This window comes from Leucobacter faecis (genome assembly GCF_054456635.2).
The window spans coordinates 49,457-65,209 of record NZ_JBTJEP020000016.1 but is presented as its reverse complement, the minus strand read 5'-3'; the positions used below and the strand labels follow the sequence as shown (position 1 = coordinate 65,209).

General features: G+C 65.9%; 15 protein-coding genes. 3 read left to right on the top strand and 12 right to left on the bottom strand.

All coding sequences use genetic code 11. The features are described 5' to 3' along the window. Positions 1 to 12: 12 nt before the first annotated feature. Positions 13 to 1,638: a sialidase family protein gene (locus ACXR2T_RS12170; protein ID WP_458839572.1), complete on the top strand. Its 1,626-nt coding sequence runs from the start codon at positions 13 to 15 to the stop codon at positions 1,636 to 1,638. 51 nt (positions 1,639 to 1,689) lie between these two features. Here ACXR2T_RS12170 and ACXR2T_RS12165 read toward each other — a convergent pair whose 3' ends face one another. Next, the gene (locus tag ACXR2T_RS12165) at positions 1,690 to 2,316 is read right to left on the bottom strand and encodes a DUF308 domain-containing protein (RefSeq protein ID WP_458812803.1); all 627 of its coding nucleotides are present in this window, start codon (positions 2,314 to 2,316) and stop codon (positions 1,690 to 1,692) included. A 40-nt stretch (positions 2,317 to 2,356) separates the two neighbouring features. On the opposite strand from ACXR2T_RS12165, the gene ACXR2T_RS12160 reads away from it, so the two are divergent. Further along, positions 2,357 to 3,061, top strand: a complete 705-nt coding sequence (locus tag ACXR2T_RS12160; RefSeq protein ID WP_458812805.1) for a DNA-3-methyladenine glycosylase — start codon at positions 2,357 to 2,359, stop codon at positions 3,059 to 3,061. Here the strand turns inward: ACXR2T_RS12160 and ACXR2T_RS12155 are convergent. The 11 genes from ACXR2T_RS12155 to efp form a co-directional block, all read right to left on the bottom strand. Continuing rightward, on the bottom strand, positions 3,058 to 4,041 hold the full coding sequence (locus tag ACXR2T_RS12155; protein ID WP_458812807.1) for a DMT family transporter: 984 nt from the start codon (positions 4,039 to 4,041) through the stop codon (positions 3,058 to 3,060). The genes ACXR2T_RS12160 and ACXR2T_RS12155 overlap by 4 nt on opposite strands. Beyond that, positions 4,038 to 4,964, bottom strand: coding sequence for a guanylate kinase (gmk, locus tag ACXR2T_RS12150; protein WP_458812809.1), 927 nt, complete (start codon positions 4,962 to 4,964; stop codon positions 4,038 to 4,040). Before gmk ends, ACXR2T_RS12155 begins: the two co-directional genes overlap by 4 nt. 112 nt (positions 4,965 to 5,076) lie before the next feature. Further along, positions 5,077 to 5,964 carry an orotidine-5'-phosphate decarboxylase gene (pyrF, locus tag ACXR2T_RS12145; RefSeq protein ID WP_458812811.1) on the bottom strand — a complete coding sequence of 296 codons (888 nt, stop codon included), beginning with the start codon at positions 5,962 to 5,964 and terminating at the stop codon, positions 5,077 to 5,079. Further along, entirely contained in the window at positions 5,961 to 9,260 is a 3,300-nt protein-coding gene (gene carB, locus ACXR2T_RS12140; protein WP_458812813.1) for a carbamoyl-phosphate synthase large subunit, read from the bottom strand. The genes pyrF and carB overlap by 4 nt, the downstream gene beginning before the upstream one ends. After that, a complete protein-coding gene (gene carA, locus ACXR2T_RS12135) occupies positions 9,260 to 10,471 on the bottom strand; it encodes a glutamine-hydrolyzing carbamoyl-phosphate synthase small subunit (protein WP_458812815.1) in 1,212 nt (403 codons plus the stop codon). Before carA ends, carB begins: the two co-directional genes overlap by 1 nt. Continuing rightward, positions 10,468 to 10,968: a PH-like domain-containing protein gene (locus ACXR2T_RS12130; protein ID WP_458839570.1), complete on the bottom strand. Its 501-nt coding sequence runs from the start codon at positions 10,966 to 10,968 to the stop codon at positions 10,468 to 10,470. Before ACXR2T_RS12130 ends, carA begins: the two co-directional genes overlap by 4 nt. 23 nt (positions 10,969 to 10,991) lie before the next feature. Beyond that, positions 10,992 to 12,389: a dihydroorotase gene (locus tag ACXR2T_RS12125; RefSeq protein ID WP_458812819.1), complete on the bottom strand. Its 1,398-nt coding sequence runs from the start codon at positions 12,387 to 12,389 to the stop codon at positions 10,992 to 10,994. Next, positions 12,386 to 13,342, bottom strand: a complete 957-nt coding sequence (locus tag ACXR2T_RS12120) for an aspartate carbamoyltransferase catalytic subunit (protein ID WP_458812821.1) — start codon at positions 13,340 to 13,342, stop codon at positions 12,386 to 12,388. Before ACXR2T_RS12120 ends, ACXR2T_RS12125 begins: the two co-directional genes overlap by 4 nt. Continuing rightward, on the bottom strand, positions 13,339 to 13,899 hold the full coding sequence (gene pyrR / locus ACXR2T_RS12115; RefSeq protein WP_458812822.1) for a bifunctional pyr operon transcriptional regulator/uracil phosphoribosyltransferase PyrR: 561 nt from the start codon (positions 13,897 to 13,899) through the stop codon (positions 13,339 to 13,341). The genes ACXR2T_RS12120 and pyrR overlap by 4 nt, the downstream gene beginning before the upstream one ends. Before the next feature lie 144 nt (positions 13,900 to 14,043). Beyond that, positions 14,044 to 14,460: a transcription antitermination factor NusB gene (nusB, locus tag ACXR2T_RS12110; protein WP_458812824.1), complete on the bottom strand. Its 417-nt coding sequence runs from the start codon at positions 14,458 to 14,460 to the stop codon at positions 14,044 to 14,046. A 5-nt stretch (positions 14,461 to 14,465) separates the two neighbouring features. Further along, the gene (gene efp, locus ACXR2T_RS12105; RefSeq protein WP_458812826.1) at positions 14,466 to 15,029 is read right to left on the bottom strand and encodes an elongation factor P; all 564 of its coding nucleotides are present in this window, start codon (positions 15,027 to 15,029) and stop codon (positions 14,466 to 14,468) included. A 111-nt stretch (positions 15,030 to 15,140) separates the two neighbouring features. Between efp and ACXR2T_RS12100 the strand changes: the two genes are divergently transcribed. Then, positions 15,141 to 15,704 carry a thioesterase family protein gene (locus tag ACXR2T_RS12100; RefSeq protein WP_458812828.1) on the top strand — a complete coding sequence of 188 codons (564 nt, stop codon included), beginning with the start codon at positions 15,141 to 15,143 and terminating at the stop codon, positions 15,702 to 15,704. Positions 15,705 to 15,753 lie beyond the last annotated feature (49 nt).

The window sequence follows — 15,753 nt, the reverse complement described above, 5'->3', positions numbered from 1 at the left end:
ACAGTAAACGTTGTGAGTGAGCGCCCTACCCCGTCAGAAGCAGTCTTAGCTCGTCGCGGAGTGGCGGGCTACCGCCAGTACCGCATTCCGGCCCTTGCCGTCTCGGTGCGCGGCACGCTTCTTGCGGCCTACGATGGGCGCCCGAATCTCGATGACCTGCCCAACCCCATTGACCTGCTCATACGGCGAAGCACCGATAACGGTGCCAGCTGGGGCCCACAGCTGGTGGTGCGCACGGGCACCGGGCTCCACGGCTACGGGGACCCTTCGTTGCTGGTCGATGTGCAGACCGGGCGCATTTTTCTGTTCCACGCCGCAGGCACGCACGCGGGCTTCTTCGAAGCCGCCCCGGGGCTCACTGATGAGCACGCTATTCAGCACGTCGACCTGAGCTTCTCCGATGATGACGGCGAAACTTGGCGGCACCGCAGGCTCACGCACATGCTGAAGGGCGACGGGGTCACCGGTCTATTTACTGCCGCCGGGGCGGGAATCCAGATTCACACCGGTCCATTTACCGGGCGGCTGGTGCAACAGTTCGTGCTCCTGCACGAGGGCGAAATTAAAGCCGCCAGCGCGTTTAGCGATGATCACGGTGCGACGTGGTCGATGGGAGGTTTCGTCCTGGGCGCCAACGAGAACAAGGTCGTCACGTTGGCTGATGGCTCGCTCCTACTGCACTCCCGCGCCACCCCGTACCGTCTGACAGCACGCTCCGCTGACGGAGGCGCGACCTGGTCCCCCGCGCTGCCGCACCCTGAACTCCCCGATCCCAGCGACAACGGTTCTGTGGCGCGTTTTGACGGCCTGCCCAACGTCGACTCCTTGGTGACGGCAGACACCACCCACTGGCTCATCGCTACCCATAACCATGACTCGCTGCTGCGGCGCAACACCCTGCTGAAACTCTCACAGGACAACGGCGACACGTGGCCCTTTGCCGTCGTAATCAGCGGTGGCAGCTCCCAGTACTCCACCGCCACGCGGCTGCCCAACGGTCAGATTGGGGTGTTGTACGAGCGGCAGGGGTATCAAGAAATCGTTTTTGTCACCGTGGATCCGACCGAGCTGATGGCCTCGCCCACGTCAGAGCTCACACACGACACGGGCGCCGCCCGAGCCGGGAACGTGCGCCTCGACGTGGTGCTGCGGTCGGTGACGCCTGGCAGGCCAGCGACGTGGCGCAGCACCGGTGAGACTTATGTCTTGACGCAAACCGACGGAGATTGGGACCAAGCGGCGTGGAAAGAGGTAGGCCAGGGTTACTCAGAAGACGCCCCGCAGATCCTGTCCAACCGCCAGTCGCAAGATCTCAACTACGGTCCCATCATCACGGGATTCAAGGCCGGCGACGTGCTCGCGTTTGCCGGGCGGCTGCACAACTACGGGTCCGAAACCGCGCAGGTGAGACTCGCCCTGCAAAGCGGAGCGACCTATACCGATGTGCAAGCCACCGGGCCAATAGCCGCGACTGAAACACACAGTTTCACTTGCAACTACGTCGTGACAGCGGCCGACGCTAAGACAGAATCACTGGCGCTTGCGTTCGAAGTGACTGCCGCCGCAGCGGCCGGCGCGCACACTGCGCAGCGCCGCTTCACGATGCACATGATCAGCGGTGACATCACCGAGCACTAGCCGAGCACTCAAAACGCACAAACCGAGCACGAACCCTCGGCCGCTCCCCCATCACATGATGATCGTGGTCTGCGACGCGGGCCCGCCGCGGCGCAGCTTACGGGTCACCCAGACGATAAACGCGCCGAGCGCGATCAGGCACAGGCCACCCACGACGGCCACGACGGCGAGGGCCAGATCCGGCCAGACGAGCGCGATCACGCCACCCGCAGCGAGCAACACACCGGGCACGAGCGCCGAGGCCCGCCCCCAGCCGCTGCCCCCGGTGCGCGCGGCGGCCGCCGCGACGATGCGCGAGGCAAACGCGATCCAGATCGCGCCGAGGGCGAGAAACCCGATGCCCGCGAACGTCACGAGCGCCACGGCGACGGCGTCGGGCAGCAAGAACGCGCACACGCCCATAATGCCCAGCAGGGCGCCGCCGATCACGGCTGGCCCGCCGCGCGTGAGCAATCCGATCGCGTTGACGACGAGCGCGGTGCCCACGAGCACGCCAAGCAGCCAGGTCGCCGAGAATACCGGCCACACGACGAGACCCGCCCCGGCGAGCACCAGGGCGATGCCCACGATGTACCCCCAGACGGTGCGCGGGCGGCGCGGCCTCGGCGCGCCAAAGGCACCAGCGGCTGCATCGCTCGGGTCTTCGGGGCCCATGGGTGGTGGAAACTGTATGCTCACGCTCCCACTGTACTGCGCGCATCGGTGCGACACTGGAAGCGTGGACCGTACGTTTTTTCTTCCGCCCGCCCTCGAGGTGGCGCCGCAGCTGCTCGGTGCGGCGCTGACCGTCGACTCCCCCGAGGGTGCAGTCACGCTGCGCATCACCGAGGTCGAGGCCTATCACGGGCTGGGCGCGCCCGGCCCCTACGATGCCGGGTCCCACGCCCGCCGCGCCCGCACCGATCGCAACGGCTCGATGTTTGGCCCGCCGGGTCACGCATACGTGTACTTCAGTTACGGCATGCACCACGCGATCAACATGGTCTGCTCCCCCGACGGCATCGCCTCTGGAGTGTTGATTCGTGCGGGTGAGATCGTCGCGGGCGCGAGCCTCGCCGAGCAGCGCCGGCTGCTGAAACAGGGCCGGGTGGGTCACACGCTCGCGGTTAGAGACGCTCCGGATCCGCGCACCGCGGCCCCCCACGCGGCCCCAGCGATCCAGGCGCGTATGCTGGCGCGGGGGCCGGGCAACGTGGCTGCTGCCCTGGGGCTCAGCCGTGCGACCCACGACGGGCATGATCTGTTCGCGCCGCCGTTTCGGGTCTCCCCGCGCGGCAGCGATTTTGACGCGGGCCGCATTGTGCGCGGCCCGCGCGTGGGCGTCGCGGGTGTGGCGGGCGGCCCCGCTTTTCCGTGGCGGTTTTGGATCGCACACGACCCGACGGTCTCGGCGTTTAGGCCGGGCCGCGGGGCCCCGCGCTAGCGCACCTGCGCGTCTCGCTCGACCACCGACTGGCCCGTCTGCGGGTGAAACTTGGCGAGCCCGAGCACCCCGACGACCGCCACGAGACCCGACACCACGAACCCCGCGACGGCGAGGGGTGAGGCCCCGGCTGCCTCGCCCAGCACGATGATGCCCACAAGCACCGCCACCAACGGGTCGATGACCGTGAGGCCCGCCACGACCAGGTCTGGTGGGCCCGACGAGTAGGCGTTTTGCACATACACCATGCCGAGCAGTGCGCCGACGATGAGCGCGGCCACACACGCCCAGGTCAGCCACTCAAACTCGCCCTGCTGCAGACGCCCGATCACTGCCTTCGCGAATGTCGCGACGAAGCCATACAGCACACCGGCGCCAACAATGTAGAGCAGCGCGATCGCGCGGTGACGCAGCGCGATGAGCGTGACCACCACACCGGCAAACACGACCCCAAACAGGATCAGAATAGTGATCAGCTTCTGGTCGGTGACGGGCCGGTCGGAGGCGGTGAACGCCGCGATCGTGACAAAGCTCACGATACCCGCCACGCACATGGCCACGGAGGCGCGGGCGCGCTTGCCGAGCTGTAGACCGCTCATCCTGGAGTTGAGCACCGAAGTGATCACGAGGCCGACCACACCAATGGGCTGTACCACGATCAGCGGCGACAGCGACAGTGAGCCGATCTGCAGCACGACCGCGAGGCCCAGCAAGAGCGTGCCCACCACCCATGAGGGGCGCGAGAGCAACCTGAGGACATGCCCGAGTGACAGCCCGGCTCCGGCGCTGCGGCCAGTGAGCCGTTCGACCTTGTTGAGGCCGCGCGACTGGTACTGGGCGCCGAACGCGAGAAAGGCCGCCCCAATCAGGGCGACCGGAATCCCCCAAAACTGTTGCGGGTTCAGCCCCGTGGTGGCAGCGTCCTCAGCGGTAGCGCCCACGAGTGCAAGCGCCGCGAACGCCTGGGGTGCGAAGATCATGCGGCGGTGCTTCGTGCGCCGCGCATCACGTCGAGCAGCTGTTCCGCCGCGCGAGGCACCTCGTCGTTCACGATGATCTCGTCGAACTCTTCGGCCGCGGCAAGCTCGACCTTGGCGGTCTCGAGCCTGCGCGCGCGCTCCTCGGCGTCTTCTGTGCCGCGGCCCACCAGCCTGTTCACGAGTTCGTCCCAACTGGGAGGCGCAAGAAACACCAGCTTCGCCTCGGGCAGGCTCGCGCGCACCTGACGCGCGCCCTGCAAATCGATCTCGAGGAGCATCATCTCGCCCCGCTCGGCCGCCTCGACGACGGGACCGCGCGGCGTGCCGTAGCGGTGCTTGTTGTGCACGGTTGCCCACTCGAGCAGATCACCGCTCGCAAGCATCCGGTCGAAGCCTTCGTCATCAACGAAGTAGTAGTGCACGCCGTCAACCTCGCCGGGGCGCGGCGCACGCGTCGTGGCCGACACCGAGTGGCGCACCTCAGGAAAGTGCTCGTGAATGTAGCTCACGACGGTGCCCTTGCCCACGGCCGTGGGCCCAGCCAAAACCGTCAGCGGCGGGCGATCGCTCACGCCTTGGACCCCCATGCGGTCGCGCACAAAACCGGTCAACCGATCACGCTGCAACTTGCCAAGGCCGCCGAGCCGCTTCTTGTCTGAGATGTCGAGTTCGCGGCGCACACGGTCGGCTTTCACCTCGCCAATGGCCGGAAACGACAGTAGAAAATCGGTGATGCGCAGCGTCGCGGCTGGGGTACCCGGCACGAGAGACTGCTCGAGCACGCGCAGCGGCGTTAATTCGCCGGCGCGCAGCCTGCGCTTGAGGTCGGCGCGGGCCTGCCGGGCAGCTACCGCAGCACGGCTCGCGGCCGCACGATCGACGGGGGGCATCGGGTGAGCACCCGGGTGCGTCTTCTCACTCATCGCTACCACGATACACGTCCTTTGGGCCGGTCAGGTGCCATTACGCCGCGAGGCGCCCGGTGAGAATCCTCACCGGGCGCCTCGCACTGGCACCCTCACGGGCTGCGGCGCATTACTGCGCTAGCGCTGCGCGAATCAGGTTCGCGCGCTCTTCGATCCGGATCGCAAGACCCTCGGGCCCACCGCGCAGAATGCTGCGCGACTCGTTCGCGAGCAGCGCCTCGCCGATGCCACCGAACAGCTCACGCGCGTCTTCAATGCGGGCGCCCTGATGGCCGAAGCCAGGCGCGAGCACCGGCAGGGCCGGGCCAGCGGCGCGGGCGCCGGTCTCGATGCCGAAGTCGGCGAGAGAGAGGGTGGCGCCGAGCACCACGCCAATCGAGCCGACGGTGTCTGCCGCGAGACCAGCGGCGACGCGGGTGACCTGGTGCGCAGCGTTCCACGCCTCAGCGTCTGCGACCATCGCGCTCGCGACCGAACGGCCGTCGCTTCGTACCGCTCGCTGCACCTCTCGCGCCTCGGGGTTCGAGGTGGCCGCGAGCACAAACATACCCTTGCCGTGTTGCTCGACGTGCGCGAATCCACCCGCGAGACTCTCGAAGCCCTGGTAGGCCACGACGGTCATCGCGTCGGCCTCGAGCGGCGCGCCGGGCGTGAGCCAGGCGTCGGCGTACGCGGCAAACGTCGAGCCGATGTCGCCGCGCTTCACATCTGCGACGACGAGCAGACCCGCCGCGCGGGCGTCGGCAAAGACGCGCTCGAGCGCGGCGAAACCCGCCGCACCAAAGCGTTCAAACAGAGCAATCTGCGGCTTCACGCACGCCGCGCGGCCGGCGGCGGCCGCGACGACGTCACGGCCCATCCGCTCAGCCCCGGCAGCGTCATCGGCCACACCCCACTCAGTGAGCAGCGCGGTGTGCGGGTCGATGCCCGCGCACAGGTGGCGGCCCGCCGCGAACTGCGCGGCGAGCCTCCCCCCAAACGTGACGGTGTGGGTCACAGTGCCGCCTGAGCGGCCTTGGCTGCCACGCGGTCAGCCTCGTACTCCTGCAGCGATTTCACATCGAACTTCACAGCGGCGGCCGACAGTGCGCCCACTGCTGCAGACAGCTCAGAGATCGTCGTGAAGATCGGGATCCCTGCGGCCACGGCGGCCGCGCGAATCTCGTAGCCATCGGCGCGCGCCGAGCCACCCGAAGGGGTGTTGATGATCATGTCGACGCGTGCGCCGTTGATGAGATCAACGATCGTCTCGCCCTCGGCGCGGGCCGAGTGCTTGAGCACGGTCTGCGACTTGATGCCGTTGCGCGCGAGCACCACCTGGGTGCCCTGCGTCGCGAGGATCGTGTAACCGAGCTCCTGCAGACGCAGCGCAGGCAGCACTACCGAGCGCTTGTCGCGGTCGGCGACCGACAGGAACACGGTGCCCTCGGTGGGCAGCTCGCTGCCCGCGGCGGCCTGGCTCTTTGCGAATGCGGTCGGGAAGTCGCGGTCCATGCCCATGACCTCACCGGTCGAACGCATCTCGGGTCCGAGCAGCGAATCGACGACCTGGCCGTCCTTCGTGTGGAAACGCTGGAACGGCAGCACGGCCTCCTTCACCGCGATGGGGGCATCGATGGGCACACGCGAGCCGTCACGCTCGGGCAGCAGCCCCGAGTCGATCAGCTCGGCGATCGTCTCGCCCGCCATCACGCGCGAAGCGGCCTTGGCGAGCGGAATGCCGAGTGCCTTTGAGACGAAGGGCACGGTGCGGCTCGCGCGCGGGTTCGCCTCGAGCACGTAGAGCACGCCCTGAGCGATCGCGAACTGCACGTTCAGCAGGCCGCGCACGCCGATACCCTCGGCGATGCCCTGAGTCGCTTCACGCACACGAGCGATCTCGGCATGGCCGAGCGTAACGGGCGGCAGGGTGCAGCTGGAGTCGCCCGAGTGCACGCCGGCCTCCTCGATGTGCTCCATCACGCCGCCCACGTACAGCTGCTCACCGTCGTAGAGGGCGTCAACATCGATCTCGATCGCGTCGTCGAGGAACCGGTCGATGAGCAGCGGGTGGCCGGGGCCGACAAGGGCGTGACCTGCGATGCGCTCAAAGTAGCCGTGCAACGACTCGGTGTCGTACACGATCTCCATGCCGCGGCCGCCGAGTACGAACGACGGGCGCACCAGCACGGGGTAGCCGATCTCTTCGGCGACGCGAATCGCGCCCTCCTTGTCGATGGCGGTACCGTTGCGCGGAGCGAGGATGCCGGCGCGGTCGAGGATCTCGGCGAACGCGCCACGCTCTTCTGCGAGGTCGATCGCTTCGGGGGTCGTGCCGAGGATCGGAACGCCCGCGTCCTTGAGCGGCTGTGCGAGGCCGAGTGCCGTCTGGCCACCGAGCTGCACGACGACGCCCACAAGCTCGCCGGTCTGGCTCTCAGCGTGAATGACCTCGAGCACGTCCTCGAGCGTGAGCGGCTCAAAGTACAGCCGGTCGCTCGTATCGTAGTCGGTCGAAACCGTCTCGGGGTTGCAGTTGATCATGATCGTCTCGAAGCCCGCCTCAGACAGAGCAAACGACGCGTGCACACACGAGTAGTCGAACTCGACGCCCTGACCGATGCGGTTGGGGCCTGAGCCCAAGATGACGACCTTCTTGCGATCAGAGGGGGTCACCTCGGTTTCGAGGTCGTATGACGAGTAGTGGTACGGCGTGAGCGCGGGGAACTCGCCGGCACAGGTGTCAACGGTCTTGAACACGGGGCGCAGTCCCAGGCCGTGACGGAGCCCCCGAATCTCAGACTCGCTGACTCCGCGCAGCTGCGACAGCTGTGCGTCTGAGAAGCCGTGGTTCTTCGCCTCGGTGAGCAGCTCAATCGACAGCTGTGCGGCCGCCTTCACGCGGTCTGCGACCTCGTTGATCAGAGCGATCTGGTCGAGGAACCAGGGGTCAATATCGGTCGCGGCGAACACCTGCTCGATCGATGCCCCCAGGCGCAGCGCCTGCTGAATATCGATGATGCGGCCGTCGGTGGGGCGCTTCATCGAAGCAAGCAGCTCGTCAGCCGTACGGGTCTCTTCGCCCCAGTGGAACGAGCTGCCGCGCTTCTCAAGCGAGCGCAGCGACTTCTGCAGAGCCGTTGTGAAGTTGCGGCCGATCGCCATCGCCTCGCCCACCGACTTCATGGTGGTCGTGAGGGTGTCGTCTGCGGCCGGGAACTTCTCGAACGCGAAGCGCGGTGTCTTCACCACGACGTAGTCGATTGACGGCTCGAAGCTTGCGGGAGTCTTCTGCGTGATGTCGTTCGTGATCTCGTCGAGGCGGTAGCCAAGGGCGAGCTTCGCGGCGATCTTAGCGATCGGGAAGCCGGTCGCCTTTGAGGCGAGCGCCGATGAACGCGAGACGCGGGGGTTCATCTCGATGACGATGACGCGGCCCGTCTTGGGGTCGATTGCAAACTGAATGTTGCAGCCGCCGGTGTCAACACCCACTGAGCGGATGATGTCGATCGAGATGTCGCGCAGCTTCTGGTACTCACGGTCGGTGAGGGTCAGCGCGGGGGCGAGCGTGATCGCGTCACCCGTGTGCACGCCCACGGCGTCGAAGTTTTCGATGGAGCACACGACGACCGAGTTGCCCGCGTTGTCACGCATCAGCTCGAGCTCGTATTCCTTCCACCCAAGAATCGACTCCTCGAGCAGCACCTCGGTGGTGGTGCTGTAGTGCAGGCCGTCGCGCACAATGCGGATCAGCTCTTCCTCGGTGTACGCGAAGCCCGAGCCGAGACCACCCATGGTGAAGGACGGGCGTACAACGAGCGGGTAGCCGAGGTCCTTGGCGTACTCGACGGCGTCCTCTACCGTGTGCACGATATAGGACTTTGCGACGTCTGCGCCGCACTCGATGACGAGGTCCTTGAAGATCTGGCGGTCTTCGCCGCGCTGAATTGCCTCGGGCTTAGCGCCGATGAGCTCGACGTTGTACTTCTCGAGGATCCCCTGCTCGTGCAGCGCCATGGCGGCGTTGAGCGCGGTCTGGCCACCGAGCGTCGGCAGAATTGCGTCGGGCTTCTCTTTCGCGATGATCGACTCGATCACCTCGGTGGTGATGGGCTCGACGTAGGTGGCGTCGGCGAAGTCGGGGTCGGTCATAATCGTGGCCGGGTTCGAGTTCACGAGAATGACGCGTACGCCCTCCTCACGCAGCACGCGGCAGGCCTGGGTGCCCGAGTAGTCAAACTCGCAGGCCTGGCCAATGACGATCGGGCCAGAGCCGATGACGAGAACGGAATTGATGTCTGTGCGCTTAGGCATTAGTTGGTCTCCTCGGTGCCGGCGTTTGCGCGCTGCTGGTGCGCGCGAACCGAATCTGCAAAGCGTTCAAAAAGGTAGAAGGCGTCGTGCGGGCCTGCGGCTGCCTCGGGGTGAAACTGCACCGAGAAAGCTGGAATGTCGAGGCACTCGAGCCCCTCGACCACCTGGTCGTTGAGGCTGTAGTGGCTCACCTGCACGCGACCGAAGCCCGCGGGTGAGTCGAACTCGCCCTCAATGGGCGCTTCCACTGCGAAGCCATGGTTTTGGGCCGTGATCTCAACCTTGCCGGTGGTCTTATCGAGCACGGGCTGGTTGATGCCGCGATGACCAAACGGGAGCTTGTAGGTGGCGAGGCCAAGCGCGCGACCGAGCAGCTGGTTGCCAAAGCAGATGCCAAAGTAGGGCACGCCGTCGCGCAGCATCTCGGTAAGCAGCTCAACCTGAGCGTCGCTCGCGGCCGGGTCCCCGGGGCCGTTTGAGAAGAACAGGGCATCAGGGGCGATCTCTCGCAACTGGGCGGCCGTGGTCGATGCGGGCAGCACGGCCACGTCAAAGCCGTGCTCAGACAGGTAGGTGACCGACTGCTGCTTGATGCCGAGATCAAGCACCGCGATGGTGCCGATCCGGTCGACACCCTCGGCCACAGCCACGTCATACCGCGCAGGGGTCGTCACCAGCTCTGACAGGTTCTTACCGTCCATGCCGGCCTGCTCGATGACGAGCGCGAGCTGCTCGTCGTCACTCAGGTGGAACGCTTCGCCCGAGAAAATGCCCGAGCGCATAGCGCCCGCCGAGCGGATGCGGCGCGTGATGGCGCGGGTGTCAACACCCGAAATGCCCACGACGCCATCGGCGACGAGGTCCTCGTCAAGCGAGCGCTCGGCCCGGAAGTTCGAGATGCGGCGTGCCGGGTCGCGCACGATGAACCCTGCGGCCCACATCTGACGCGACTCCTTGTCGGTGTCGTTCACGCCGGTGTTGCCGATGTGCGGTGCCGTCATCAGCACAATCTGGCCCGCGTATGACGGGTCAGTAAGTGTCTCCTGGTAGCCGGTCATGCCGGTGGAGAACACGATTTCGCCGAGGGTCTGGCCCGTTGCGCCGTACGCTCGACCGGTGAATCGTGTGCCGTCTTCAAGCACCAGCACTGCGGGGCCTTCGGCCACCGCACCTGCCGGCGGCGCCGTTACTTCGGTCGTCTGCGTAGTCACGCGTCCTCCTGGGTCGTATCTGAGAGATTGTTGGAAATATGAGTGGTGGCCTGGGCAATGGCGTCTTCGAAGGCACGCTGTTCGGCAGGGCCGCCAAACCTAAAGCCCGATTCGAGTTCGCGACCGTCTGCGCTGCGCCATTCGAGTACCGAGATACCGCCCGCCTCGACAGCTTTACCGACACGGCCACTGGAGCGCGAGGTGCCCAGCAGGTCTTGGCTGCCAATCGTGACCGGGGTCTCCCCCGTCACCGCGATCGAGACACCATCGGTGCGCACCGTGAGATCGGCGAGCCCCTTGTATCGCAGTCCCGCGACGGCTACTCGCTCAAACGCGTGGCCGAGCAGTGTGGTCGAGACGTATTGCACGCCACCAAACTCCGCGAGCACCGCCCCCGTAAGCGCGTGAGCCGCCGCCGCTACCCCGGCGTCGCGCCTGGTGCGGTTTCGCCACCCCAGCCACATGATGGCGAGCAGCGCAGCTGCAACGCCCGCCATCAAAAGTGCAAAGCCTAAGCGGCTCACGCCTGCACCGCCCCGGCGGCCCGAGCGGCCTGCGACACCTGCTCGGGCGCGACGAGCTCGCCCGCATCGAGCGTCACGTAGCCGCGACGCACCGTGTAGGCGACCCGACCGGGTAGCTGCATGCCGAGGAACGGTGAGTTCACGCTGAGCCCCTCGAGGCGCGCGACGTCGAACTCGCTCGCGCCCGCGGGGTCGAAGAGTACGAGGTCGGCGGGCTGACCCACTTCGAGCGCGGTCGGGTGCCCCTCGAGGCGGCCGATCTGAGCGGGGCGCTGCGACAGCAGCTGCTCAATCTCAGCGAAGCTCGCGTGCCCCTCACGCACCAGGGTGAGCAGTGCGATCGGCAGGGCCGACTCCAGGCCAACCATGCCGAATGCGGCCGCGGCCCACTCGCACTCCTTCGCTTCGGTGGGGTGCGGCGCGTGGTCGGTCGCGACGATGTCGATGACACCCTCGGCGACCGCGCGGCGCAGTGCGTGCACGTCTTCCTCACGCCGCAGCGGCGGGTTGACTTTGTAACGCGGGTCGTAGCTCCGAGCAAGGTCCTCGGTGAGGATCAGGTGGTGCGGCGTGACCTCAGCCGTAACGTCGATGCCGCGGGCCTTCGCCCAGCGCACAACCTCAACCGAACCGGCGGTCGAGAGGTGGCAGATGTGCAGCCTGGAGCCGGTGTGCTCGGCGAGCAGCACGTCGCGCGCGATGATCGATTCCTCGGCGACGGCGGGCCAGCCCTTAAGCCCGAGCTCGCTCGAGAGTGCGCCCTCGTTCATCTGCGCATCTTCGGTGAGCCGCGGGTCTTGTGCGTGCTGCGCTACGACACCGTCGAAGGTCTTCACGTACTCGAGCGCACGACGCATCAGCAGCGCGTCGTGCACGCACTTGCCGTCGTCAGAAAAGACGCGCACTGCAGCACGCGACTGTGCCATGGCGCCGATTTCGGAGAGCTTTGCTCCCGCAAGATCTTCGGTGACGGCGCCAATAGGCCGCACTGTCGCGTAGCCCGCGGCGTCACCGAGGGCCTGCACCTGCTCGACGACACCGGCGGTGTCTTGCACGGGCAGCGTATTGGCCATGGCAAACACGGTCGTGAACCCGCCGGCGGCCGCGGCCCGTGATCCGGTGAGAACCGTCTCTGACTGCTCGAACCCGGGCTCGCGCAGGTGCGTGTGCAGGTCGACAAGGCCCGTCATGGCGACGAGACCCGCCGCGTCGATCTCACGTTCGCCGCGGCCAGCAAGGTTTGCGCCGCGCTCTGCGATGACACCGTCTACGATGCGCAGGTCGACCGCCTCGCCCTCGGGCGCGGTGTCACCTGCCTGGCGGTTCGTGAGGTCTGCGGCGATGCGCACACCGCGAATCAACAGGTCGGGGTTGGTAGGTGCTGCAGCGCTCATGCGGCGGTTCCTCGCTCTCCAGAAAGAAGTAGATACAGGGCGGCCATGCGCACCGATACACCGTTGGCGACCTGCTCGAGCACGGTCGAGCGCGGCGAATCGGCGGCGGCAGAAGATATTTCAAGCCCGCGGTTCATGGGGCCGGGATGCATCACGATGGCGCGCTCGGTGAGCCGCGCGAGCCGTGCGTTATCGAGGCCCCAGTTGCGAGCGTACTCGCGTTCGTTCGGGAAAAACGCGGCGTGCATGCGTTCGGTTTGAATGCGCAGCATCATGACGACGTCGGGCTGTTCGACGCGCAGCGCCTCATCGAGCGAGTGATAAATCTCGACGGGCCAGCCGCGCGCACCGAAAGGTAGCAGCGTCTCAGGGGCCACGAAGCTCACGCGCGCGCCCAGAGTACGCAGCAGCCACAGGTTCGAGCGAGCCACGCGCGAGTGCGCAATATCGCCCACGATCACGACTGAGACACCGTCGAGTCCGCGGCCGCGGCTTGCGTCGCCGTGAATGCGGCGGCGCATCGTGAAAGCGTCGAGCAGCGCCTGCGTGGGATGTTCGTGCGTACCGTCACCAGCGTTCAAAACGCCGGCATCAATCCACTCGCTGCTCGCGAGGCGGGCCGGGGCGCCAGAGGCTGGGTGCCGGATCACGACGCCATCTGCGCCGATCGCCTGGAGGGTTTGGGCAGTATCTTTGAGGCTTTCACCCTTCGATACCGACGACCCCTTGGCGCTGAAGTTAATGACATCGGCGCTGAGGCGCTTTGCGGCGGCTTCAAACGAGATGCGGGTGCGGGTTGAGTCCTCGAAAAACAGGTTGACGACCGACTTGCCACGCAGCGTGGGCAGCTTCTTCACCTCGCGCTGCTGAGTGGCCGACATGTCTTCGGCCGTATCGAGGATGAGAATCGCGTCGTCACGGCTGAGCGTACGGGTGTCGAGCAGGTGCCTCACGCTGTTGCCTCCGTGGCCTGTGCGTCACCCGAAGAGATCGTGACTTCGTCGATGCCGTCGTGCCCGGTCAGACGCACCGAGATGCGCTCGTGCTTGGCACTCGGCAGGTTCTTGCCGATGTAGTCGGCGCGAATGGGCAACTCGCGGTGGCCCCGGTCGATGAGTGCAGCAAGGCGCACGGCGCGCGGGCGGCCATGGTCGCGCAGCGCATCGAGAGCAGCGCGTACGGTGCGACCCGAGTAGAGCACGTCGTCGACCAGCACGACCGTGGCGTCATCGATTCCAGCGACGGGCATGTCAGTCGGTTGCGGGGTGAGCGTGGGCTTACTCGCAAGGTCGTCGCGGTACATCGTCACGTCGAGGCTGCAGGCAGGAATCTCAGTGCCAGAGATGCGGGAGATCGTGGCGGCGATGCGCTGCGCCAACAGGCTGCCCCGCGTGGGGATACCCACGAGAACGAGGCCCTCAACACCCTTGTTGGCCTCAATGATTTCGTGCGAGATTCGAGTCAGCGCGCGCGAGATATCAGCGCTTTCTAGCACAGTTCGCGTACCCATTATTCGAGCCCCCCTTCTTCGCCTCACTGGACGACTCTTAAAGAAAAGCTATAACCCTGCCATCTTAGCGCAGGATGGAGTCGCATTGAAACGGGCACGCCGCGCTCATGCGCCACGTGCCCGTTTCAATGCGGTATTGCCGTGTTACTTCTGGCCGTGATCGGCGATCTTGCCGAGTACACCGTTCACGAACCGGCTCGAGTCCTCTGTCGAGTACTCCTTGGCCAGCTCGATCGCCTCGTCAATAGCGACGGCGGCGGGTACCTCGTCGTTGAAGAGGATCTCCCACGATGCGATACGCAAAAGCGAACGGTCGACGTGCGGCATGCGGTCGAGGGCCCAGCCCTGCGCATAGCTCACGATCAGCTCGTCAATTTCTTCGCGGTGATCGGTGACGCCGTCAACGATCTCACGCGCGTACAGCCAGGAGGCCGCACGATCCGGCTCGCTGGCGGCGCGCTTCGATTCGGCCGCGACGATCAGGGCGATGGGCTCCGCGCGCACATCGGCCTGAAAAAGCATGTCAAGGGCGCGCTTGCGCGCCTTGGTACGTGCTGACACCGGGCTTAGTCGTTGACGCGGCCGAGGTAGTCACCCGTGCGGGTATCGACCTTGACCTTGGTGCCGGTGTTGAGGAAGAGGGGTACCTGGATCTCAGCGCCGGTTTCGACCGTCGCGGGCTTGGTGCCACCGGTGGAGCGGTCGCCCTGCAGGCCCGGCTCAGTGTAGGTGACCTCGAGCACGACCGAGGCCGGCATCTCGACATAGAGGGGCTCGCCCTCGTGCAGTGCGATCTGCACCTTCTGGTTCTCGAGCATGTACTTCGAGGCATCGCCCACGACGGTGCCCGAAACGGTGATCTGATCGTAGTCAGACTGGTCCATGAACACGAAGTCTGCACCGTCCTGGTACAGGTACTGGAAATCGCGGCGATCGACGTTGGCGGTTTCGATCTTTGCGCCAGCGTTGTAGGTCTTATCGATGATCTTGCCCGAGACCACGTTCTTCTGCTTGGTGCGCACAAAGGCGCCACCCTTGCCGGGCTTCACGTGCTGAAACTCGACCACGCTCCAGAGCTGGCCGGCCTCCTTGATGACGGTGCCGTTCTTGATGTCGTTCGAGGTTGCCATGCGGGTTTCTCCGGGTTCTATAAGGTTCGAGCGCGAATTCAGCGCCGATCAAGTATACGCCCGTCTTGCACAATCTGGCTGCGAGCCCTCACACCGACTAAACTCCCGGCCATGCACATGTTCTTTCGCACCCTCTGGCACTTCTTGTTCGTAGGCAGGCGAGGGTCGAAGCTTGGCTTCACTGCGGTGGGGAGGTCGCGGTTTCGCGTGTGGCCGACGGACCTGGACCTGCTGAATCACCTCAATAACGGCAAGTACCTCTCGATCATGGACGTGGCGCGCTTCGACCTCATTCAGCGCAACGGCGTCATGGAGCTGTTTCGCCGTGAGGGCTGGTATCCGGTGGTCGTTGGGCAGACCATCTCGTATCGCAAATCACTGAACCCGTGGCAGCGGTTTTGGATCGAATCGAAGATCCTCGGCTTCGATGAGCAGGCCGTGTACATGGAGCAGCGCTTCGTGCGCCCCGACGCGAAGCGGCGCCCCGAGGTCTACGCGCGCGCAATTGTGCGCGCCCGCATTCTGCGACGCACGGGTGGCGTCGTGCCGGTGAATGAAGTCATCGAGAAGGCGGGTGCTCGCCCAGAAGAGCTCGTCGTGCCACAAGAAATTCTCGCGTGGGGCCAGCAAACCCGTTTGCCGTCGCTGCGCGATGAAGCCGTGAGTGCCTGGTAGTCGCGAGTGTCGTTACACACTGTTTGCTTACAGTCTGTAACAACAGTGA